Origin of the sequence: Streptomyces sp. NPDC093065, from assembly GCF_044754585.1 — a bacterium.
In the GTDB taxonomy this organism is placed as follows: Bacteria; Actinomycetota; Actinomycetes; order Streptomycetales; family Streptomycetaceae; genus Streptomyces.
On sequence record NZ_JBIVPJ010000005.1, the window covers coordinates 306,781 to 326,382 of the forward strand.

The 19,602-nt window shown below is 71.0% G+C and carries 22 protein-coding genes and 2 pseudogenes; 3 read left to right on the top strand and 21 right to left on the bottom strand.

Annotation, left to right across the window (positions count from 1 at the left end):
- Positions 1-13: 13 nt before the first annotated feature.
- From ACIQFU_RS12150 to ACIQFU_RS12180, 7 genes are all read right to left on the bottom strand, one after another.
- On the bottom strand, positions 14-799 hold the full coding sequence (locus ACIQFU_RS12150) for a DUF317 domain-containing protein (RefSeq protein ID WP_402550783.1): 786 nt from the start codon (positions 797-799) through the stop codon (positions 14-16).
- Between the two features lie 2 nt (positions 800-801).
- Positions 802-1,368, bottom strand: a complete 567-nt coding sequence (locus ACIQFU_RS12155; protein WP_402550784.1) for a hypothetical protein — start codon at positions 1,366-1,368, stop codon at positions 802-804.
- Between the two features lie 32 nt (positions 1,369-1,400).
- Positions 1,401-2,228 (bottom strand): DUF317 domain-containing protein, encoded by an 828-nt coding sequence (locus ACIQFU_RS12160; RefSeq protein ID WP_402550786.1) that lies wholly within the window; start codon positions 2,226-2,228, stop codon positions 1,401-1,403.
- Positions 2,219-2,572 carry a hypothetical protein gene (locus tag ACIQFU_RS12165; RefSeq protein WP_402550788.1) on the bottom strand — a complete coding sequence of 118 codons (354 nt, stop codon included), beginning with the start codon at positions 2,570-2,572 and terminating at the stop codon, positions 2,219-2,221. Before ACIQFU_RS12165 ends, ACIQFU_RS12160 begins: the two co-directional genes overlap by 10 nt.
- Before the next feature lie 27 nt (positions 2,573-2,599).
- On the bottom strand, positions 2,600-3,403 hold the full coding sequence (locus tag ACIQFU_RS12170; RefSeq protein ID WP_402550789.1) for a DUF317 domain-containing protein: 804 nt from the start codon (positions 3,401-3,403) through the stop codon (positions 2,600-2,602).
- Positions 3,400-3,786: a hypothetical protein gene (locus ACIQFU_RS12175; RefSeq protein ID WP_402550791.1), complete on the bottom strand. Its 387-nt coding sequence runs from the start codon at positions 3,784-3,786 to the stop codon at positions 3,400-3,402. Before ACIQFU_RS12175 ends, ACIQFU_RS12170 begins: the two co-directional genes overlap by 4 nt.
- 278 nt (positions 3,787-4,064) lie before the next feature.
- Entirely contained in the window at positions 4,065-4,826 is a 762-nt protein-coding gene (locus tag ACIQFU_RS12180; protein ID WP_402550793.1) for a hypothetical protein, read from the bottom strand.
- Between the two features lie 292 nt (positions 4,827-5,118).
- Between ACIQFU_RS12180 and ACIQFU_RS12185 the strand changes: the two genes are divergently transcribed.
- Positions 5,119-5,475, top strand: a complete 357-nt coding sequence (locus ACIQFU_RS12185; RefSeq protein WP_402550795.1) for a hypothetical protein — start codon at positions 5,119-5,121, stop codon at positions 5,473-5,475.
- 32 nt (positions 5,476-5,507) lie between these two features.
- On the opposite strand, the gene ACIQFU_RS12190 is transcribed toward ACIQFU_RS12185, so the two are convergent.
- The 4 genes from ACIQFU_RS12190 to ACIQFU_RS12205 form a co-directional block, all read right to left on the bottom strand.
- The gene (locus ACIQFU_RS12190; RefSeq protein WP_402550796.1) at positions 5,508-5,969 is read right to left on the bottom strand and encodes a hypothetical protein; all 462 of its coding nucleotides are present in this window, start codon (positions 5,967-5,969) and stop codon (positions 5,508-5,510) included.
- Complete coding sequence (locus ACIQFU_RS12195; protein ID WP_402550797.1) at positions 5,929-6,339, bottom strand: hypothetical protein; 411 nt, start codon at positions 6,337-6,339, stop codon at positions 5,929-5,931. Before ACIQFU_RS12195 ends, ACIQFU_RS12190 begins: the two co-directional genes overlap by 41 nt.
- Complete coding sequence (locus ACIQFU_RS12200) at positions 6,336-6,773, bottom strand: hypothetical protein (protein WP_402550798.1); 438 nt, start codon at positions 6,771-6,773, stop codon at positions 6,336-6,338. The genes ACIQFU_RS12195 and ACIQFU_RS12200 overlap by 4 nt, the downstream gene beginning before the upstream one ends.
- 97 nt (positions 6,774-6,870) lie before the next feature.
- Complete coding sequence (locus ACIQFU_RS12205) at positions 6,871-7,257, bottom strand: hypothetical protein (protein ID WP_402550799.1); 387 nt, start codon at positions 7,255-7,257, stop codon at positions 6,871-6,873.
- 114 nt (positions 7,258-7,371) lie between these two features.
- On the opposite strand from ACIQFU_RS12205, the gene ACIQFU_RS12210 reads away from it, so the two are divergent.
- Positions 7,372-7,923, top strand: coding sequence for an AAA family ATPase (locus ACIQFU_RS12210; protein WP_402550801.1), 552 nt, complete (start codon positions 7,372-7,374; stop codon positions 7,921-7,923).
- 203 nt (positions 7,924-8,126) lie between these two features.
- Here ACIQFU_RS12210 and ACIQFU_RS12215 read toward each other — a convergent pair whose 3' ends face one another.
- The 4 genes and pseudogenes from ACIQFU_RS12215 to ACIQFU_RS12230 form a co-directional block, all read right to left on the bottom strand.
- On the bottom strand, positions 8,127-10,556 hold the full coding sequence (locus ACIQFU_RS12215) for a tyrosine-type recombinase/integrase (RefSeq protein ID WP_402550802.1): 2,430 nt from the start codon (positions 10,554-10,556) through the stop codon (positions 8,127-8,129).
- A complete protein-coding gene (locus tag ACIQFU_RS12220; protein ID WP_402550803.1) occupies positions 10,549-11,745 on the bottom strand; it encodes a tyrosine-type recombinase/integrase in 1,197 nt (398 codons plus the stop codon). Before ACIQFU_RS12220 ends, ACIQFU_RS12215 begins: the two co-directional genes overlap by 8 nt.
- A 223-nt stretch (positions 11,746-11,968) precedes the next feature.
- Positions 11,969-13,768 carry a hypothetical protein gene (locus ACIQFU_RS12225; protein WP_402550805.1) on the bottom strand — a complete coding sequence of 600 codons (1,800 nt, stop codon included), beginning with the start codon at positions 13,766-13,768 and terminating at the stop codon, positions 11,969-11,971.
- Positions 13,765-14,508 (bottom strand): annotated as a pseudogene (locus ACIQFU_RS12230) (AAA family ATPase); the annotation flags it as partial. The pseudogene ACIQFU_RS12230 and the gene ACIQFU_RS12225, both read right to left, overlap by 4 nt.
- A gap of 71 nt (positions 14,509-14,579) precedes the next feature.
- Here ACIQFU_RS12230 and ACIQFU_RS12235 point away from each other — a divergent pair.
- Positions 14,580-15,409, top strand: a protein-coding gene (locus ACIQFU_RS12235; RefSeq protein ID WP_402550928.1) for an IS5 family transposase whose coding sequence is annotated in 2 segments (ribosomal slippage) — positions 14,580-14,907 and positions 14,907-15,409 — 831 coding nt in all. Because the reading frame shifts where the segments join, the coding sequence is not laid out codon by codon here.
- Between the two features lie 24 nt (positions 15,410-15,433).
- On the opposite strand, the gene ACIQFU_RS12240 is transcribed toward ACIQFU_RS12235, so the two are convergent.
- From ACIQFU_RS12240 to ACIQFU_RS12265, 6 genes and pseudogenes are all read right to left on the bottom strand, one after another.
- Complete coding sequence (locus ACIQFU_RS12240) at positions 15,434-15,646, bottom strand: DUF4287 domain-containing protein (RefSeq protein ID WP_402550807.1); 213 nt, start codon at positions 15,644-15,646, stop codon at positions 15,434-15,436.
- 178 nt (positions 15,647-15,824) lie between these two features.
- A pseudogene (locus ACIQFU_RS12245) lies at positions 15,825-16,220 on the bottom strand (hypothetical protein); the annotation flags it as partial.
- Positions 16,221-16,413: 193 nt separating this feature from the next.
- Entirely contained in the window at positions 16,414-16,635 is a 222-nt protein-coding gene (locus tag ACIQFU_RS12250) for a hypothetical protein (protein WP_402550930.1), read from the bottom strand.
- A complete protein-coding gene (locus ACIQFU_RS12255) occupies positions 16,632-17,933 on the bottom strand; it encodes an MFS transporter (protein WP_402550809.1) in 1,302 nt (433 codons plus the stop codon). The genes ACIQFU_RS12250 and ACIQFU_RS12255 overlap by 4 nt, the downstream gene beginning before the upstream one ends.
- 19 nt (positions 17,934-17,952) lie before the next feature.
- Entirely contained in the window at positions 17,953-19,137 is a 1,185-nt protein-coding gene (locus ACIQFU_RS12260; RefSeq protein WP_402550810.1) for a hypothetical protein, read from the bottom strand.
- Entirely contained in the window at positions 19,134-19,592 is a 459-nt protein-coding gene (locus tag ACIQFU_RS12265) for a hypothetical protein (RefSeq protein ID WP_402550811.1), read from the bottom strand. The genes ACIQFU_RS12260 and ACIQFU_RS12265 overlap by 4 nt, the downstream gene beginning before the upstream one ends.
- Positions 19,593-19,602 lie beyond the last annotated feature (10 nt).

A 19,602-nucleotide genomic window follows, 5' to 3' on the forward strand; every position in this document is an offset into this window, starting at 1 on the left:
GGGGACGGGAGGGTTAGCGGTTGTGGCCGCGCTGGGGCGGCGAGTGCCGTGCGGGGATGGGGGTGGTCGGCGTGCCGGCGGGCCGGGTGGCGAGGGAGCGGACGCGGTCCTCCAGCGCGGCGGCGACGTGGACCGCGGGCACGTCGACGTACTTGCGGGCGACGAGGTGGGGGTTGAGGGTCGGCAGCCTCTGCTCGCCGGCGGTGCGGTACACGGGGTCCGGGTCGGCGAGTGCGGTGGTGAACGCGGTAACGAGGTGGGGCGGGGTGTGGGCGCCGAAGCGCGCCTGCCACACGGGCGGGCGGTTCGGGGCGAGGGTGGCGGTGACGAACCAGGAGCCCGGGTCTTCTGCGCTGCCCAGCCGCTGGACGTAGGCGGTGCCGTCGGGCGAGACGAGGCCGTCGGCGCCGATGGCAGGGGGAGACCAGGCGACGTGCCGGAGCGGTCCGAACGGGTCGTGGGACTCAGCTGCCGGCCCGACCGGGTCGGTGAGGGTGTCGGTGAAGGCGGCGATGAGTTCGACGGGGGTGCGGGCGCCGAAGCTGGCGTACCAGGCGGGCCGGCCGGGCTCGGCCGTGTGCTGCAGGGTCCACCACGGGCCGTCGGGGTCCGGTTCCAGGCGCAGGAGGGCCTTCTGGTCGGGGCTGGAGAGCAGGACACGCGGCATCAGCGGGTCATCGCCGTGGCTCCAACCGCTGGCGCGGTGGAGGGGGACGGTGATCCAGGCGGGGTCGCCGCCGCCGGCGAGGTGGCGCGGGGTGATGAAGTCGACCTCGACGGTGCCAGCTGTGGAAGGCATGGTCACCGCCTCGTCACGCGGTAGCCGCCGTGCCGGGGTTTCACGGCTGGGAGATGCGGACGCTTCGGCTGGGGTGCTGCACGGCGGGTGGCGGCCTGGATGTCGAGGACGACGGGGCCGTGGCAGGCCCAGTCGTCCAGGTAGCTCCAGCACTCGGCGTGGTGCTCGTCCAGCGCATCGTCGTACGCTTCGCTGCCCGGACCGGCGTCGGCTGGGAGTTGGGCGCGGGTCTGCTGCCACTGGGCGTCCATGGCGTCGAGCCCGGACAGGGCTTCTTCCAGGATGGTCAGTCGCCCGGGCCAGCTCTTGCGCGTGAGGTGGGCGGGCAGGTGGTGGAGCTGGAACCGGGCGGTGGCCAGCAGTTGGCGGGTGTCGGAGCGGATGCCGGCGAACGCCGCAGCGGTGTCTGCGTCGCGGACGGCGGCCCGGCGGCCGTAGGCGTCCTGGTCGAGGGGCCAGCCGTCCAGGTCGGTGTTGAACTCCGTGTAGGCGTCCCACGAGGCCAGGATCCGGTCGCTGTGGCGCAGGTAGCGGTTGAGGCGCCGCAGCGAGGCGCGGCGGTGGTTCACGGTGGGGGAGATGGGCAGGTCCTTCTAGATCATCAGCGGCGTGCGGCCGGCTGGGCGGCGGCGGTGGTGGTGGGCGTCGGGGGCGTCGCGGGGGCGGTCTGCTGACGGCGCACGGCACGGACCTTCGCCCGGATCGCCTTCACCCGGGCTGCGTGTGCGTCGGCCACCTGCTGCGGGCGCATCGGGCTCGACTCCTTGACGGCGCTGGAGTGGGCGGTGCGGTCGAACATGGCGCGCTGCAGCGGGCGGAGGTCGCACAGGGCGCCGAAGAAGGCGCCGGCAAGGTGATCGGGAACGTGCTCGTCGAGGAAGGCGTGCCAGACCCGCGGGCCCGGGAACTCTGCGTCGGCGTTTTCCCGGACCTCCACGTGCCAGGACGGCCGCTCGCGGAACTCACTCAGCGGCCGGTGTTCGATGCGGCACAGCAAGTCCGGCGAGCGGGCCGCCCCGGCGTCGTGGCGCTGCCAGCCTGCGCTGGTCACCGGCTGCCAGAGGTCTGGCTGCGGCGAAGCGGGGGCGATGAGGGCGTCGGTGAAACCGGCGAGGACCTCGGCCGGCACAAGTTCACCGAACTCGGCATACCAGCCAGGTTCGGTGCCGCTGGGAGTGGCCTGCAGCCGCCACCAGGCGGAGGTGTGGGACTGCGGGTCGAACTGGAGGCGGTGACGGTGGTCGGGGCTGGCCATCACGATCTCGGCGTCGAGGGGGTCGGAGAGGCTGGTCCATCCGGCGGCGGCCAGGCCATGAGTGACGTGGCGGGCGTCTCCGGGGCCGGCGAGGTGGCGGGGGCTGGTGTCGAAGGGGATCTGCCCGGCGTGCTTGTCGGCGAAGGCAGCGAGCTGTCGTTCGCTCAACGGCACCGGCTGCACCCCTGCTCGCTCTCGGCGTCGTCGTGGAGCGCGCGCAGCTCGTCCAGGACGTAGTGGAGGGTGTGCTGGTCGGTCTGTTCCCAGGCGGCGGTGCGCAGCTCGGCGAGCAGGAGGGTGACGTGCGCGGTGCGCGGGATGGCCTGGTGTTCCTGGACGGTGCGGGCGAGGGCGCGCAGGGTGTCGGCGAGCTGGACGGGCAGGCCCGTGTACTCGTCCAGGAGCGGCTCGACGAGGGCGAGGGCCTCGGCGGGATCGGGGTTCTCGCGCAGGTACTCGGTGACGTCCGACAGCGTTTCGGTCAGGGTGCGCAGGGCGTCCGGGGTGGGGGCGGGCATCGGGCTCCTCGGGAGAAGGGACGGCGGTCAGCGGCGGGTTCGGGCGCCGCCGGATGGGGTGTGAGGGCGGGCCTTGGTGTGGGGGCGGGCGTTGTGGACGCTGCTGCGGGCCCAGGTGGCGGCGCGAGCGGCGGTGATCCGGGCTTGCTGCCAGGCGCCGAGCTGAGAGGGCGTGACGGAGACCGACCAGGTACGAATCTGCGCACTGCTCGGCACGCGCCCGCGCGGGCGCATGACGGGCTCGGGGTTGGCGAGTTCGGCGGCGAAGGCTTGCACCAGCTGCATCGGGGTGTTCGGCGTGAAGCTGGCCGTCCAGCCGGTGTTCTGCGTGTCCTTCGCTCCGGCCCACCACGTCGCCGAACCGTCGGGGCTGCGCTGGTAGTGCAGGCTCGCGCTGCCGTCCGGGCTAGTGGCCACGTAGTGCTCGCCCACGGAGCGGGTCTGCCAGTGCTGCTCCTGCAGCGGCGCCCAGACGTTGGGCGCGTGAGCGGAGCGGGGCCGGGTGAGGGTGTCGGTCAGGCCCGCGACGATCTCCACCGGCGTCTGACGGCCCAGGTGCGCCGACCACTCACCGTTGAGCGCGTCGGCTTTGCCGTGGATGGTCCATCCACCGGGGATGACGTAGGGGTCGTAGGCGACACGAAGCGCGCGGCTGGGGCTCTCCATGAGCAGCGGGCCGCCCGTTTTGGACTTCTCCCGCCACCCGCACGCGCGCAGGAACTCCGAGATGTGCCGGACGTCGCCGCCGCCGGCCAGGGCACGGGGCTGGACGAGGTAGTGCTGCTCCGCCCGCTCGCCCGGTCCCCAGCTCTGCCATTGCTTGTTGCTCACCGGTGCCGCCGGGCGACGAGCGGTGCAGGAGCCGGAGGCGTCGCCGCCGCTGTGGTGGCCGGCCGAGCGCCGAGGTCCTGGAGGAGGCCCTGGTGCTCGTCCAGGTCCAGGCTGATGTCGTGCAGTTCGTTGGCGGCTCGGCCGAGCGCGAGCCAGACCTCCGCGGGCAGAGCGCCGCGTTCGGCCGCGTCCTTGGCGAAGTTGCTTGCGGTGATGACGAGGTGGGTGACACCGCCGAGGACCCTGGCCTCCGGGGCGAGGACGCGGGCGATGACCCGAGCGGCCTGCGGCGCGGGGAGCTGGGAGAGGTGGTCGGCGAGCTGACCGAGCTGACGGGTGATGTCGTCGGCGAGCTTCACCGGCTGAGGGACGGGGCGGGACATGCTCCTCCTGGTGGGTGAACGGTCAGTGGTGGGGGCGGTAGCCGATGCGCGGGCTCCCCACAAGGACGGTCTCGGACCGGGCGCCGGCTAGCGAGGAGGGGCGGTCGGCGCCGGTCGGAGTGCCGGCGCGCAGATAGCGGCGGAAGAGGGCCGTGGCCAGTCGCGGCTTGCGCCGGGCACTGATGGGCGGGGGCGTGCGCTTTGCTACGCGGTGCTCCAGGTATCGGGCGGTCGGATGGAGTGGTGTCCCGGCGCGGTGCCGGGACCACCCGGGCTCCCTACCGAGAACGGACGGCCTGCGACCGGGAACCGGCCGGAACGGGCGGTGGCGAAGTGGACGCGGCGGTGGGCGCACCGCGGCCCGCGGGGTGCTGGAGAACGGTGCGGATGCCGAGCACGTCGAGAGGCGGGCCGACCGCGCGCAGGGCTCGGGCCTGGGCCCGGGTGTCGTCACCACTGAGGCGGTAGAGGCCGCTGGGCGGGTCCTGGACGAAGCCGTGGGCGGTGAGGACAGCGCCGGCGCGGTCGTCGGCGGGGACGGTGGCGACGCTGCCGTCCAGCTGCCAGGTCAGAACGACCCGGTCCGGCTCGGAGGATCGAACGCCGGACAGGGCGTTGCGGCGGGCCTGGGCGAGGGCGCGGTCGTAGCGGGCGAGGAGGTCGCCGGCGATCTGCTCCGCGCCGAGGAACGGGTCGTCCCCCAGGGCGATGCCGTTGGGTTCGGGGACGGCGCGGAACGCCTCGTCGGGCAGGGCGTGCGGGGCGAGGGCAGCGATCAGGAACCCGTTGCGGCTGTCGTGCCGGTCTAGGAGGGCGAACTGCGCGCCGTCCGGGCGGCTGAGGACGGCGGCCTCGGTCAGCGGGTGCTCGGCGAGATGGGCGGCGACCAGGTCCAGGTCCCAGATCCGCTCGGCCAACTCGGCGAGGTCGTCCTTGGCGTCGGAGGGGAGCTGAGCGCTGGTCCAGGTGTCGGGGAGTTCGCCGGCGAGGACGTCGGCGTAGGAGGCGAGGCGCTCGGAGGCGTCGTGATGGTCGTGCATGGTGTCCTTGAACGAGGTGGGAGTCAGCGGCGCAGCCCCGCAGCCCCGCGGCCACCGGGGGCGGCGGGGCGGGGAGCGTGCCTGGCGGGGGCGGGCAGGCGCACACGGCGGAGCGCTCCCGGTCGGCGAGAGCGTTACGGTTGTCGGCGAGGTCGGTGCGGATGGTGCGGAGGTACTCGTCGGTGAGGTAGCGCAGCCGCCGGGCGATGTGCGGGTCGGCCGGGTCGTCGAGCCCGTCGTAGAAGTCGGCGGTGGCGGTGAGGATGTCTGCGTCCATGGCGAGGATGCCGTCGTGGGCAGCGGTCAGCCCGGTCAGTGCCTCGGCCACTTTGTCCGTGGTGGTGGCTTCGCGAATGCGTTCGGCGAGGTGGGCGACGGACGAGCCCAAGGTCGGGTAGATCGCCGGGCGGGCGTCGGTGTCGAAGTCTGCGTCGCAGTCGACGTGGTATCCCCTGGCTCGGAGACGGGCGACGGCGCCTGTGGCAAGACGTTCCTCGTCCCGGTCGGACAAGCCGGTGGGGACGCGGTCGTAGGTCTCATGGACGCGCACGACGGAAATGAATCCGACTCGCTGCAGGACGCTGTGTGCCTCGCCGTCACCGCCGCTGGCGAGGAGTTCCTCGGAGCGCGGGTCACGGCGGATCTCTAGAACGCGGTCGATAGTGGGCAGAGTCGTTTCTCCTACAGTGATCGGTGGGCGGAGCGCCGGGCTGATGGCGCCATCGCCGCGGTGCGGGGCTGCGCCAAGCGCCCTGCGGTGGTCTCCAGGTCCTGCTGGATGCCGTGCAGACGGCGGGCGATCAGCTTCAGGCCGTGCGCTGCCTCGGCCCCCACGGACCCTGGTTGTCGATCGAGGCGATGCGCGGTGTGCTCGATGAGCCCGCGGACCGTGGCCAGGGGACCGGCCTGCTCGTCGGCGAGCTGGGTGAGTACGCGCGCGAGCTGAGCGGATGCCGTGGGCGCGGCAGGGATGGCGCTGTGGCCGGTGCGCGGGGGAATCAGGTTCAGGTCCTGTTCGATGCTGCGAGCCTGGTCCGAGAGACGGCGCAGGATGTCGGCGGGCGGAGTGTGCCAGGCGCCGTCGAGGTGGATCGGTTGGCGATCAGGTCGAGGCGCCCGGGCTGGGCCTGGACGGAGATCCACCGGCAGCCTCCTTGCCGGGGATCTCGATGTCGGCGGCCCGCGCGAGCCGGTGAGCGACCTCCGACCACTCCGGTCCCGTCAGGTGCCGGTCCTGCGGGTGCAGGCGGACGTCGACGTGGAGGACCGCATGCCGGTCGTCATCCGGGCCGACGGCGAACGGATGCTCCACGTACGGGTCTTCCAGGTGCTCGGCCCACTGTGTGGCCGTCCAGCACTTGTGCTCGTCGTCCAGGGTGAAGTGGTCCAGGCCGGGCCAGTGGGCGACGACCGTGTCCTCCGTCAGGCCCTCGTTGGGGGAGACCGGCCGACCCAGCGCCTCTTCGAGGGGCCCGTGGGAGCGGTGGGTGCGCTCGTTCAGGCGGGGGATCACCGGCCGCCCCGTGCGTCGGCGAGGTGGACGAGCTGGCCCAGGGCGGTGGTGGTGTACCAGCCGCAGTCGATCACTTCCTCGCGGCCGGCGAAGCGCGGCAGGAAGGTGTCCTCCATGGCCCGCAGGTGGATCAGGCAGTCGGGGCAGCGGCGCGAGAGGTGCACGAGGTAGCGGGGGTGGGCGGTGGTGTAGGTCTGGGCGCCGCCGGTCGGGTCGCGTAGCCGCCACCCGTCCTCGTCGGTGGGGGTGTGCCAGGAGGGGGCGATGGTGCGCACCGCGTCTCCCCACAGCTCCCCGTCGGCAACTCCCTTGAGGACGGCGACCGTCTCGCCGGCTTGGAAGTGGGCGTGGGTGATGTCCCGGGTGGGGGTGAGCGGATCGGGCGTGAGAACGAGGACTGGTGGGGGCGGCGGGGGCCAGGACGGGGTGAGCAAGCGGATTCCTTCCACGCGGGGGAACGGCGGGAGGATCAATGGTCCGCAGGAACACCGGTTTGGCTCACCGGCGTTTCCCGGCTATGTTGCCCCGGCCTCAGCGGAAGGGGTTCTGCGTGCCGTGGTCGTCCTCGCCTGCGGCTTCCAGGAGTTCGAGCAGGTCAGTGCCTTCGGAGTCGCGCTGGTCGATCCACCAGCCGGCCCGGGAGACGACGCGGGCCTTCTCCTCCAGCTCCGCCCAGTCCGCCTCGTCCCAGGTCCCCTCTGCGACCAGCGTCGTGTGCGCGTCGGTCATCAGCTGGTGGCGGGAGCGCTCGCCCCAGTCCAGGGCCTTCTCGGGTCCCTCCAGAGGCGGCATGTCGAACCGCTTCGCCCACGCTCGGGCTGCCTCCAGCTCGGCGGCGCGACGGGCGGCCAGCCACTCCCCCTTGGACTCGGAGTCGGCGTCGCGCGCCGCCTTCCAGCAGTCGGTGCTTATCTGCACTTCACTCGGATGAGTGCGTGTCGGTATCCGTGTACTTGCCGGAGCGGACAGCGCAAGCACCGCGCGTTGGAAATACGATTGCCGACCAATAGGCAGGCTGACACGATTGCGGGCGTGACCACTGCCGGAGCGCCACCCTGCCTGATCGTCACGGGAATGCCGGGCGCCGGTAAGTCGACTGTGACCAGGCTGATTGCCGAGCGCCTGCCGCGCTCCGCCCGGCTCGACGGCGACGAGCTCAACAGGATGATCATCCGTGGCCGAGTCTGGGCTCTGGGTGAGCCCGCCGACGAAGCTGCTCGGCAAGTGGAGCTGTGCAACCGCAATCTGTGCATGTTGGCGAACAACTTCGTCGATGCCGGTTTCACGGCCGTGATCGACTGGGTGATCCCTTCCCGCGAGCAGTTGGATTTCTTCGTTGCTCTCCTCGCGCCTCGGCCGGTTTCGTTCGTCGTTCTCGCACCGGGCATTGAGGTCTGTCAGTACCGCAACACGATCAGGGATCCCCGCGAACGGTTCGACTTCGACGGCTATGAGGCCCTCGACGCCGACATGAAGCGCGAGCTTGGTGACGTCGGCTGGTGGTTCGACACTGCGGTTCTCACGGCCGATCAAACTGTCGATCGCATCATCGGTGAGGCCCACCGCCGTGGCCGCGTGAACTGACGGCAGTCCGGCTTCGGACGGAACCGGTCGACTTTTGGTGAGCCTGGCAGAGGTTCGCACGAAGCTGTGGGCTTCGCTGACGTTTTGGTCGAGACCGGCCAAATGGCAGGGTGTCATGCAACAGACTTGGCTGCCCCGACAGGGGCCCCACTTCATCCGCATGTGACTGGGGACGCTTACGGGTATGCCGGCGATCGGTGCTGTCATGGGGCTCCTGCGGTTCTTGGGGTGGGGATCCCGAGGTCGACGGTGGGGCGTTGGGTGCGGCGTTGGGTGTCGTCGCGCTTGGCGCGGAGGAGTTGGAGGGTGAGATCGAGACCTTCGATCTCTCCGGCCCAGCCCTCGGCTTGGGCGCGGGCTCTGCGGGTGATGAGGTCGGCTTCGAGGTCGTCAAGCCGGCTGATCATCTTCGGGCTGACCTGGAGCATGGGACACCGGATGCACGCGTGTTCATGCTGGCAGGGAGTGCCGTAAGGACGCCCGCAGGCGCCGAGTTCGACCTTGCGCTTGTCGAAGTGCTCTTCGAACTCGTCCCACTCGTCGCTGGTGACGTCGCGATATTCGTCGTCGGGGCGGAGCTGGCGGCGTTCGTTGAGATGGGCGAGGTAATGGCGGATGACATCTTCGTCGAACACGGCGACGTAACCGCGGGTGGTCTGGATATTGAGGTGGCCGAGCAGGGCCGCGCCGATGTGGATAGGCAGTCCGCTGTTGACGAGCTCGGTGGTGAAGATGCGGCGGAAGTCGTGCGGGGTGAACTTGACCGAGCGGAAAGCGGGGTGGTGTTCAGCGAGGTCCGTGCAGCGTCGCGCGAGCATGTTGAGGACGGTCACGGGACTGATCACGCTGCGGGTGGAGCCGATCTTGCGCTGGAACAGGAACGGCGTCGGTGGGCTCCAGACCTTGTCGTGAGGGTCGAAGCGCCGCAGGATCGGGACCGGGCTGCCGTCGCGGGTGTGCCGGCGGATCACGGACGCGATGACGTGGAACAGTTCGGCGGACATCGGGATGACGCGCTCGCGGTCGGTCTTGGACGGGCTGATGACCAGGAGGGCGACCATCTCGCCGTTGTTGCGCTGGTAGTGCCGGATGCTGAGGTGGCTGACCTCGCACATCTCCTCGATGCGGGCGCCTGAGTGACGCAGGGTTTCGATGGTGGCCCAGTCCCAGAAGGCTGTCTCTTCCTCTGCTTCGATGTGGATCAACTGCCCGGCGTCGTCGCGGACGCGGACGGGTGTGCGGTGACCGGCACGGGCGAGTGTGCGGTCTTCCTCGGTCAGGACGCGGCGGTAAGTGCGGCCGCCGTGGGTGAAGGGCGTGTCGGTGACGGCTGCTGAGGCGTGTTCCAGGAGCGTGCGGGTGTGGTCGTAGCGCTCCTCGACATGTCGGACGAGTAGCGGCAGGAGTGGTTGGCGCAGGCGGGTTCGGTCGGCGGAGCGTTCGTTGCTCCGGCGGCGACGCTTGGCCAGGCCACGTAGTTCGCTGGGCGGGACAGGGCATGGGGCGACCCAGGGAGCCCATCGTTCGGGTTCGTCGGCGGCCCAGGTGTGCAGGTCGTAGTAGAAGCTGCGGACGGCGATGACGATGGTGTCGACACCGATGCGGGGCTTGCCGTCGCGGCGGATGCCGATCTTCTGGCGCCAGGCGCTGTAGAGGTCGGCCGGGATGTTCAGATCTGCTTGCCCGGGGTTGATCTCTTCGATGCGGGCCCAGAAGTTGTGGGCGATGTGGCGGACGAGGTGGACCAGGGAGGCATAGTCGGTGTCGGACTTGCGGCGTTGGAAGTAGTCGAGCAGGAGCCGGCGGACGCTCTGGTTACGGATGGCGTGGCGGTCAACGAGTTCCTCGAGAGTGAGCTGGCCGCGGTGCAGGGCCTGACGCAGTGTGGCGGGTGTGCTGGGCGGGAAGTGGCTCATGGCGTGCAGGACGTTCCAGGCAGCGTGACCGGCGAACACGTGGGCGTCCTTCGTGCCGGGGCGCAGGGCAGCCTTGGCCGTACGCGAGGCGTGGGCGTGGTGGAGCAGGGCCGCCGGGGTGAGGTCGGCGAAGCCGATGCCCTGGACCGCGAGCAGGCAGCACACGTCGAAGAGCGCTTCGCGTTTGTGTGGCCAAGAGAAGTCATGGTGAGCGACCTGGGCGGCGAACCTCTCCAGCAGAGGATCGTCCTGGGCGGCGATGAACTGGGCGGGGAATCCGTTGAAGTTGTGCTTCTTCATCACCAGCAGCGTGGGCTGGACGACGCGGAGGCAGAACAGAGCCCTGACGCCGACGCTGTACTTCTGCCCGGCCCGGTTGGTGCCCAGATCAACGGCAGTGATCTCGCCGCGGCCCAGGGGACTGGCATCCCAGCGCTGTTGCCAGGTGCCGCCCTCGAACCGGCTCAGGTAGGCCAGGACGCGCCGGGTGGAGGCCCGGTGCTGTTCGGCGGTCCGCGCGGAGGCTGCCGGCGAGGCGTCGTAGGCGAGTTGGCCGATGAGCTGCGGTGTGGCGGCGGACAGATCCCCGAAGGGGCGCGGCGCGATAGTCGCCGAGGCCGGTCGGGCCTCGATCTGGCTGGAGGTGAAGGCTGGCTCGTCGCCGGTGTGGGCGTGGCGGCGGCTGACTCCGGTGGTGGGACGGGCGAGGTCAGGCACCGAACACCGCCTCGATGTCCGCCGCGGCGTAGCCTGCGGGGTAGTGCCGGGCCGGGCGGGGCGTGGCGTAGTGCTCGGTGAGCTTGTCGAAGAGTTCCTCGATATGGACGGCCAGATAGCGGTTGGTGGTCTGGATGCCGGCGTGCCGCATGATCGTCTGGACCTCGGGGAGCGTGAGCTTCCCACCATTGGCCATGCGGTAGGCGGCGGTGTGCCGTAGATCGTGCAGGGACCAGTTCGTTCCCAGCAGGGTGTTCGCCCGCTGCATGACTCGACGCATGGCCCAGTAGGTCAGCGGACGGTCGGGGCCTCGGCGGGCCCTCCACAAGGGTCCGCCATCGGCGGGTGTGCCGGCCGCGTCAAGGTAGAGGGCCAGACGGAACAGGCCCTGCGGGGAGACCGGGACCGCTTCCCGGGCCCGGGTTCCCTTGGTGATCACATAGATCCGCTGGCCGGACCAGTCGATGTCGCCGACGGCGATGCCGAGGAGTTCCTTGGCGCGTGCGCCGCTGGAGACGAAAATCTCCAGCAGTGCCCGGTCCCGGTCGCAGTTCATCGCGGTGAACAGTTCGTCCCACAACCGGTCGGGAATCGACCGCGGCGACCGGTCGGACACTCGCTGCCGCAGACGGGCTCGGCCCACCACCGGCGCGGGCTCCAGCGGACTGCGGTGCCCCAGCGCGCGGCGCCGCTGAGCCGAGTGCGGCACCGGGTTGACTACCGGGCCGCGGCCGTGATGGGCATGGAACTCGTAGAACCCGCTGATCACCGTCAGAGCGTGGTTGATGGTGCGCGGCGCGTATCCGGCCCCCAGGGATGCTTTGCCCGTGCGGAGATTGACCGTCCCGGCCACCGGAGCATCGACCAGGTGCCGCTGACGCTGCGGGTTGGCGGCCGATCGCAACCAACCCGTCAGCACCGCGACCTCCGCCTCCGTCGCCCGCTCCCACCCGGTGCCCAGCAGCCACAGTACGCGGAACCACCGCAACATGCCGTAGCCATAGCTGCGGCAGGTCAGCGGGCTGGAATCTCCAAGGGCGAGGTCCCGCAGAAACGCGGTGACCGGCTCGACCTCGGCCCCCGCCGCATCGAGCATTGCGTATGGCGGATGTGCCCGGTTCACTTCGACCACTCGGCCGAGGCGCGGGATGGCCCTCCGGCCCTCCAGCAACTCATCGCGTAGATCCATCACTTGCTCCTTGATCGCGGCCTGTTACGCCGTGACCAACGAGGTGAAGATGGTGCAGTTAACAGAGCAGTCCTTCGTCGCGAGCCAGCGGGCGAATCCGGCGCGCCGGTCGGCAGGACGGTTGGACAGGTCATGCGTCACTTCGTGTCCACAGTGGTGGACGATCTTCCAGGTCGTACGGACTGCCACGTGGTTGTTCCTGCTTTCTGTCTTTTGTCGTGTCTCAGCGTGTTCTGCGGATGGCGTCTGTGGCCGCCTTGGCGATGGCCACGGGAGCGCTGGACGGCTGCGGAAGGTGCAGCAGGGTGGTCCCCGGCAGGTGCTGGGACCGGGCGGTGAGGGTGAGTTGGAGTACGGCGCAGCCGGCGGTGGTGAGCTGCTTGACGCGGGTGACGGCCTGCGCGGTCTCGTCGGCGGTGTAGATGGCGTCGGTGACGATCACGAGGAGGCGCCCGGCGCCGGGGCGGCTGAGTTCGAGGCCGTGGTCGAGCGCGTCCAGGGCGTTGGCGAGGTTGTGACTGCTGCCCTTAGCACCGAACGTGGTCACCCGCTCCGGTGCACGGTGGGTGGGTCGGGTCAGTGCGGTCAGATGCGTGTCGTAGGCGATGGTGGCGGTGCGGGAGTCGGGGTCGGTCAGGGCTGCTGCGCGTGCCACGATCCAGGCGGCGGACGCGACGGGCGCGCAGGCGGCACGCATGGAGCCGGAGACGTCCACCGCGATCCCCACCCGCAGTGGTGGGCTGGCGGCATTGCGGCGGCGGGTGTGGGTGAACGGTTCCGCGGTGGGGACCGACCCGGCCGCGCGCTGAGCGTCGCGGGCGAGGGCCGCTCGCATGTTGAGGCGGCCGGGCGGGGTGGGACTGGTGGTCCGCTCCTCGGTCCGCTCGCGGTAGGCGGCGGCTCGCAGGGCGCGGCTCAGGCGGGCGGCGGCGCTTTTCTCGGCGGCGGTGGGCCTGCGGGTGCCGGTGACCGGGTTGCTGCGGGGCGCTGGTGTGCCGTCGGGGGTGACGGTGGCGCCGACGGAGTTGAAGACGGAACTCGCGGTGGCGGCGGCCTGGCGTCGCCTACTGGCCTGCTGGACTCGGTCGTTGGCCTGTTGCCTCGACCGGTTGTCCAGGGCGTTGGTCGCTGCGGCCTGTGCCACGAGGTCGGCGGCGTCGGTGGCCGCCGTGCTGTCCATGACGACCCCCACGGCGCCGGACAGCAGGTCGGTGAGGTTATCCGGCACGGGCAGGTCGGGAGCCGCGGCATCCAGGGCGTCACACCACTTCTGGCCGTGCACGAGCATCGTCGTGGCGTCGTGGTCGGCGCACTGCTGGGCTGCGGTCCAGATGCGGGTGAGGGTGGCCAGCAGGTCTGCACCGAGCACCTTTCCGCACAGACCGGCGACGGCCTGGGTCTCGCCCGCGTCCAGGATGCCGACGTCACGGCGGCCGAGGATCAGGGCCGCCGTGGCGGCGGCGTGCTCGATGCCCTGGAGGGTGGGGTGGGCGATGTCGGGCATGACCAGGGTTCGGGCACTGGTGCGCAGGTACGTGCGGTCCGTGGGCCGCTTAATCAGGTGTGCGCCTTCGACGCGGCTCTCCTCCAGCAGGAGCGCGGCCTCGACGACACGGGGGTCTGCTCCAGCAGGCTGCGTCCAGACGGAGTGAGCCGCGTGCGCGGCCTCGTGGACGAACACGCCCCAGGCGGCGGGATAGCGTTCCTCGTCGCCAATGGTCCGCGGATGGATCTCGTGGGGCTTCAGCGGCGCGAACAAGCGGGCGTCGAACTCGACCTCGCCCAGCGTGGGGAAGAACGCGGCTGGTGCGCCGCTGCGCGTGCCGGGGCGGCAGGTGACGAGGAGGTCCTGGCGGCCGGAGAGGGCGACCAGCCGGTCGCCGAGTTCGGCTCCCACGCGCAGCCACGCGTCCGGGGAGGTACGGGGTTGTGCGGGCGGGGCGCCGTCGTCGTCCCAGCGCGCGAGGTCGGCCTCGTCGTCCCGGGTGGTGGCGGGTGACTGGACGTGCTGGTGGGCGCTCATCGCGAGCGGCCCCGGTGTGCGGAGCCGACGCTGCCCGGGGGCTGGCGGGCGGCAGAGGAGTGGAGCTGCTTGCCGAGGGTGAGGGGGGCGATCTTCTTGATGCCGACGGCCTTGGTGACGGCGTCTGCGACGGCGTCGCGGTCCTCTTCAGGGGCGATGCCGACGAGGTTCGCGAGGGCGGCTTTGGTGCCGAGGACGGCCTCGGTCTTCTGGTAGCTGAGCAGCTCTCGCAGTTGGGGGGCCCAGCCCAGCTCGCCGAGTTCGACCTGGTGGGCGAGGTGTCGGGCGACCCGGACCACCCGGGCATCGATCCTCAGCGCCAGGGCGAGGTCGTAGTCTGTGCCGATCTGGATCTGCACACTGAACCGGCTCGCGAGGGCCTCCGTCAACACCGCGCCGTGGACGCCGGGGTTGTGGCCCGCCACCACGTAGAAGCCCGGCTCGGCCTTGATGGTTTCGCCCTTGTGGGCCTTGACCTGGATCTGCCGGCGCCCGTCCATCGCGGGATACAGCGCCGCCAACACCTTCGGTGAGATCAGGGTGGCATCGTCGATCAGGAGGGCGCGGCCCTCGGTCATCGCGGTGACCAGCGGACCGTACTGGAACACGTAGCCTCCGCCGTCGGCCTGCGTCCAATCGCCGATCAAGTCGCCGACCTGGGTGTCGCCATCACCGGCGACGGTGAGCAGGTCCGGGAACGCCGCCTCGACCAGACTCGTCTTGCCGGTGCCGGGAGGGCCCTAGAGCGTGTCTCTTTGATCGGTTTGTCAGTTGATCGGATGTGCCTGTCCGATTAGTGATCACTGATGCGATGTGGGACCGGATCGAGCCGCTGATGCCGGCCGATCCGGTCCGCGGCCGACGATGGGCCGATCACCGCCGAACCTTGGAGGCCATTGCGTGGAAGTACCGCACCTGCTCTCCCTGGCGGGACCTTCCGGACGAGCTCGGCTCGTTCCAGACCGCTCACAAACGCCTGATCAGGTGGGCCGTGGACGGCACCTGGGAACGCATCCTCGCCGCAGTTCTGGCAGCAGCCGACGCTGATGCCGACATCGGCTGGACCGTCTCGGTGGACTCCACCGTCTGCCGGGCTCACCAACATGCTGCCGGTGCCAGGAAAAAGGGGCGCCAGGCCGAGCCGAACCTGACAACCACGCCCTCGGACGTTCCCGTGGCGGCCTGAGCACGAAAGTTCACCTCGCCAGCGACAGCCGTGCACGGCCTCTGGCCCTTCGCGTCACCGCAGGCCAGGCGGGCGACGCCCCGGCCTTCGAGACCGTCATGGCAGGCATCCGCGTTCCGCGAAGCGGACCCGGTCGACCGAGAACCCGACCCGATGCCGTCCTGGCGGACCGCGCGTACTCCTCCCGCGCGATCCGCAATCACCTCCGGCGGCGCGGAATCCGCACAGTCATCCCCCAGCCGTCTGACCAGGTCGGCCACCGGCTGAAGCGAGGCCGCGACGGAGGCCGCCCACCGGCCTTCGACGCCGAGGCATACAAGCAGCGCAACTCGGTCGAACGATGCATCAACCGACTCAAGCAGTGGCGCGGCCTGGCCATGCGCACCGACAAACTGGCCATCGCCTATCAGGCCGCACTCCACCTCGCCGCCATCCTGATCTGGGCCTGCCGCTGAACGCAGACCCGGGTTCCAGAAGTTCTACTTACCGCTGGCCTCCGCGAGGGTGTGGGCGACAAGGGCATTGGCGTGGCCGTGGCCCAGGCCATGTTCGGTCTTGAGCCAGCCGACCAGCTCCATGTGCTTGGTCAGCGGTGAAGTACGAATGAGGTCCTTCCACTCGGCTATCGACCGGCCGTACTTCTTCTCAATCGACGGAAAGTAGCTGGCGGGGCCCTTCACAGTGTCAGTCATGCCCGCAGTCTGGCACCCGCCACTGACAACGCAACCTGCCCGAGCCCGCTCCTGCAGAGCCGCGGTCTGCCGGTGAGCAGCAAACGGCGTAGAAGGCGTCACGGACGGCCTTGATCCCGGCGACTCCTGTAGCCATGGCCGACGGATCGGCAGCGCCAGCTCAAAGAGACAGGCCCTAGAGCAGCACTGGCACGTCGGCGTCGCGCAGGCGATTCAGCGCCTCGACGTCGGGCAGATCGGCCAGTTCCCGGGGGTGGTAGAGCTGGCCGCCCGCGCGGCGGATCGGTCCGGTCTGCCTGGGGGTGGCTGCGGCGGGAGTGGCCGTGCGGGCCGTGGCGGCTTGGGCGCGTGGAGAGTGGGTGCCCGGTGGGCTGATCACAGCGGTCTGCGCGGCTGCAGCGGTTTTCGCGTTCGCGCGGAACTCCGGTTGTCCGGTGCCACTTTGAGCGGCTTCGCCGCGTCGGACCAGGGTGAGGGCGGCGTTGCGGACGGCGCCGTGGGAGTGGCCCAGCTGTCTGGCCATGTCCCCGATGGTGAGCCTGTCCGTCGGCCGGTCGGCCAGTAGCCGGGCCACCTTGGCTCGCAGTTCGCCGCCCTTGGTGCGCGCTGGACTGGCGGGCGTAACGGGTGTGGTCAAACGAGCCTCCTTGAACGGGTGGGGGTGCGGGCGGGTTGGCGATGCGCTGGAGAGGCTGGCCGCTCGCGGAGCGGAGCACGGGCTGTGGCGACATCGGCGACCGGGCCAGCTGAGGGATTGCCGGCAACGTTCACCGGTCGGCCGAGGGCTTGGTGCAGGTGCACGGGATGGTCGGCGACGGGCAGCGTGCTGGTTGCCGAGCAGGCCCGTGTGTCCGTTCCGTACCGGGTTCCGTCGTTCGGCAGGCGCAGTCGGGCGTCTCTTCGAAGCCGTCCTGGAGGAGGATCTGCCGGGCGGCGGCGTTGTAGCCGGTGGTGGTGATCTCGCCGGTGATGGCGTGCCGGATCGTCAGGAACGGCTCTGCTGGTGTGTCGGGCAAGGCGGATCTCCTATCGGTGTTGGCGGCAACGGGGAGGGTCGCGGGCTGCTTGTCGGCTGCCGTGGCGGTACGAGTCGGCGTCGTGCGGCGAGTAGAACGGCGAGCGCGAAGGCGGCGCCGGCGGCGGGGAGCACGGCGCTCGCCAGGGGCTGCTCGGCGAGGCGTCCGGACAGGGCGGTGCCGGCGGACTGTCCGAGGCCGATCGAGAGGATCAGCCAGGCGTACGCCTCGCTGGTGCGGGCCGCGGGTGCGAGGGTGTCGGTGGTGACGTAGGCGCAGGCGACCACGACGGTCAGGAACGCGCCGGGTACCGCGACCGCGATGGTGGCCGCGTACGGGCCGGGGAGGAACAGGAGTGGCAGCCACCCGGCCACGAACGCAGCGGCGGCGGTGACCAGTCGGCTGGTGGTGGTGCTGTTCCAGTGCCGGCGGCCGTAGAGGAGGCCGCCCAGGAAGCTGCCGGTGGAGAACGCGGCGGGGAGGATCCCGGAGAGCATCTCCTGCCGGTGTTGTTCGGCCATGGAGACCGCCCAGACGTTCATGGCACCGATCGCGAAGCCGATGCCGACCAGTGAAGCGAAGAGCAGTACCAGCGAGGGACTGGCCAGTCGCGGTGTCTCGGGTGCCGGTTCCTGAGCAGGCGGGACCGGACGCCAGCGTCGTGACGGTGGCGCGAGAGCCACTGCGGCGGTACCGGCCATGCCGAGTACGGCGGTGACCGCGAGCGCGGTGGTGGGGCTGTGCGTGGAGGCGAGCGCCGCCACGAGCAGGGGGCCGACGATGTAGAGCAGGCCCTGCGTGCCGGTGTCCAGGGCGAGGGCAGCGTGGCGGAGGCGGGGGTCGGGCAGCACGCTGGGCCACAGGGCCCGTAGGCCGGCCTCCAGGGGAGGCGTGCTCAGGCCGCCGGCTACGACGATGGTTGTGGCCAGGCCCGCTCCGCCGTACGGGCCGGTCAGCGGCAGGGCGACCAGGAGAGCGGAGTTGATCAGGGCGGCCGGCAGGTGTACCGCTGTCTGGCCGTGGCGGTCGATGAGGCGTCCCTTGACCGGCTGGGCCAGCGCGGAGGACAGCCCGTACAGGGCGCTGAGCAGTCCGCCGAAGGCGATGCCGTGGCCGTTTGCGGTGGCCCACAGGACGATGGCGACCAGTGCCATGCCGTTAGGGAGTCGACCGGTGAGGGTGCCTGCGAGGAGACGGGTGACGTACGGGCTGCCCAGCACCGCGCCGTAGGTGGGGCGCGGTGCCGGGGTGGGGGATGCGGTCAGGGACAACGAGGGGCTTTCTCGGTGGTCAGCGGTGGTGGGTGCTCGTGCTGGCGCGCGGTGGTGGTGCGGGCGGGGTGGTGTCCACGGCCGGGCGCGGGCGCATACGCAGGACGGGGGTGCGGTGCGGGGGCAGGACGGCGACGGTCGCGCCCAGGTCCTCGGCGGCGTCTTCGACTTCGCGGGCGAGGAACTCGATCTGCCGGCCGAGCGCGGACAGGCGGGCGGCGATCTGGCGTCCGTGCACGGTCTCCAGCGCGCTGGCGAACTGGCCGCTGGTCTCCAGTAGTTCCTGGAGGCGGACCATGGGGCCGGCGTGGTAGCCGCGCTGGACGGCGCTCAGGAGCGCGTTGGATGCGTCACCGGCACTGTGGCCTTCGACGACGTCGCGGTTGAGTTCCTGCAGGGACACCTCCGGGACCGGCACAGGACGGGCAAAACGGGAGATGTCCGGGCGCAGCACGCCGGGCGGGACTGCGGGGGGCAGGGCCTTGCCCGCCTCCCACTCGTGGGCGTGGTGCCCGATCACCTTCCAGCCTGGTGCGCCCGGGTCGCCGTGGAGCGCGACCACCGTCGAGTCGTCGTCCTCGACGAGGTAGGCGAGGGTGATGGGCTGGCCGTCGGCGGCGTACCAGGACTCGATCAGGTCCAGTTCGCCGCGCTGCTGCGCGGCCTGGGCCTTCTCGGTCCACGACTGCTGTTCCTCCATCGTCAGCGAGGGCCGGTGATGATGGGTGCTGTGTTGGTCGGCGAGGTTGCTGGCGATGGAGCCGTGGTCGGCCCACGCGGTCAGGTGGGGCCACAGCGCCGCGCGCCCAGCGCGTTCGGCCGAGGGGCCGGTGACCGGCCGGTCGAGGGCACGGCGGATCTCGGCGGTGGTGGCGGACAAGCCGTCCAGAACGGCCCGCCACCCGGCCAGGTGCCGCGCGGGCGGCAGTTCGTCGAGCGCGCGACGGGCGGCGCCGAGGAGGTCTTCGGCGTGCGGGGCGAGGTGGGTGGCGTACGCCTCGACCGCCGCTTCGTCGCGGTGGGCTCGTGCGGCTGCCGCTGCGCCTGCGTGGACGGTGCGGCCGAAGCGGTCGCGGGTGGTGTCGAGCGCGACCTCGTACTCGTGGTCGATGACCGCCATCCGCAGCCGGAAGGTACGGGCGCTCTCGACGACGTTCTTCGCCACCGGCGGGGGGCCATCTGGGAGGGAGCTTGGCTCTGTCATCGGGATCGCCCTGTTCCAGCGGCGGTCAGGTGAACGGTCGGTGCGTAGGTGGGCTTCGGCGGGATCGGCCGGGCAGAGGGGAGCGAGGTGGTGGGCGCGGTGGCGCGCTGGGTGGTCCGGCCGGCGGCAGCCTGAGCGAGACGTGCGCGGCGCTCCTGGAGGCCGTTGGGCCGCACTGGGCGCGCGGCCGCGGCGGACTGCATGGGGTCCACGCGGATGTCGGCCTGCACGGTGTAGCCGCGGCTGCGCAGGTCGTGGACGGCTTGGCGGGTGCGGCGGGTTCCGTCCCGTTCGGGCTCGCTGAGCCGGTAGAGCCCCGGCTCGTCGGGGACGGGCTCGAACTGCTCGCGCTCGAGGAACCAGTGGGCGAGGTGCGCGGGTATCGAGGCGGTGGAGGAGGCGACGAAGCCGTGCTGGGGGTGGGTGCCGAAGGCGAAGTGGGTGCCGGGCTGCAAGGGGGCGTGC

Bases quoted from the DNA above. Each gene is read 5' to 3' on its own strand.
- ACIQFU_RS12260 (WP_402550810.1), bottom strand. From the start codon at position 19,137: ATGACAGAGCCAAGCTCCCTCCCAGATGGCCCCCCGCCGGTGGCGAAG.
- ACIQFU_RS12150 (WP_402550783.1), bottom strand. From the start codon at position 799: ATGCCTTCCACAGCTGGCACCGTCGAGGTCGACTTCATCACCCCGCGC.
- ACIQFU_RS12240 (WP_402550807.1), bottom strand. From the start codon at position 15,646: ATGACTGACACTGTGAAGGGCCCCGCCAGCTACTTTCCGTCGATTGAG.
- ACIQFU_RS12165 (WP_402550788.1), bottom strand. From the start codon at position 2,572: ATGCCCGCCCCCACCCCGGACGCCCTGCGCACCCTGACCGAAACGCTG.
- ACIQFU_RS12225 (WP_402550805.1), bottom strand. From the start codon at position 13,768: ATGAGCGCCCACCAGCACGTCCAGTCACCCGCCACCACCCGGGACGAC.
- ACIQFU_RS12220 (WP_402550803.1), bottom strand. From the start codon at position 11,745: ATGGATCTACGCGATGAGTTGCTGGAGGGCCGGAGGGCCATCCCGCGC.
- ACIQFU_RS12180 (WP_402550793.1), bottom strand. From the start codon at position 4,826: ATGCACGACCATCACGACGCCTCCGAGCGCCTCGCCTCCTACGCCGAC.
- ACIQFU_RS12175 (WP_402550791.1), bottom strand. From the start codon at position 3,786: ATGTCCCGCCCCGTCCCTCAGCCGGTGAAGCTCGCCGACGACATCACC.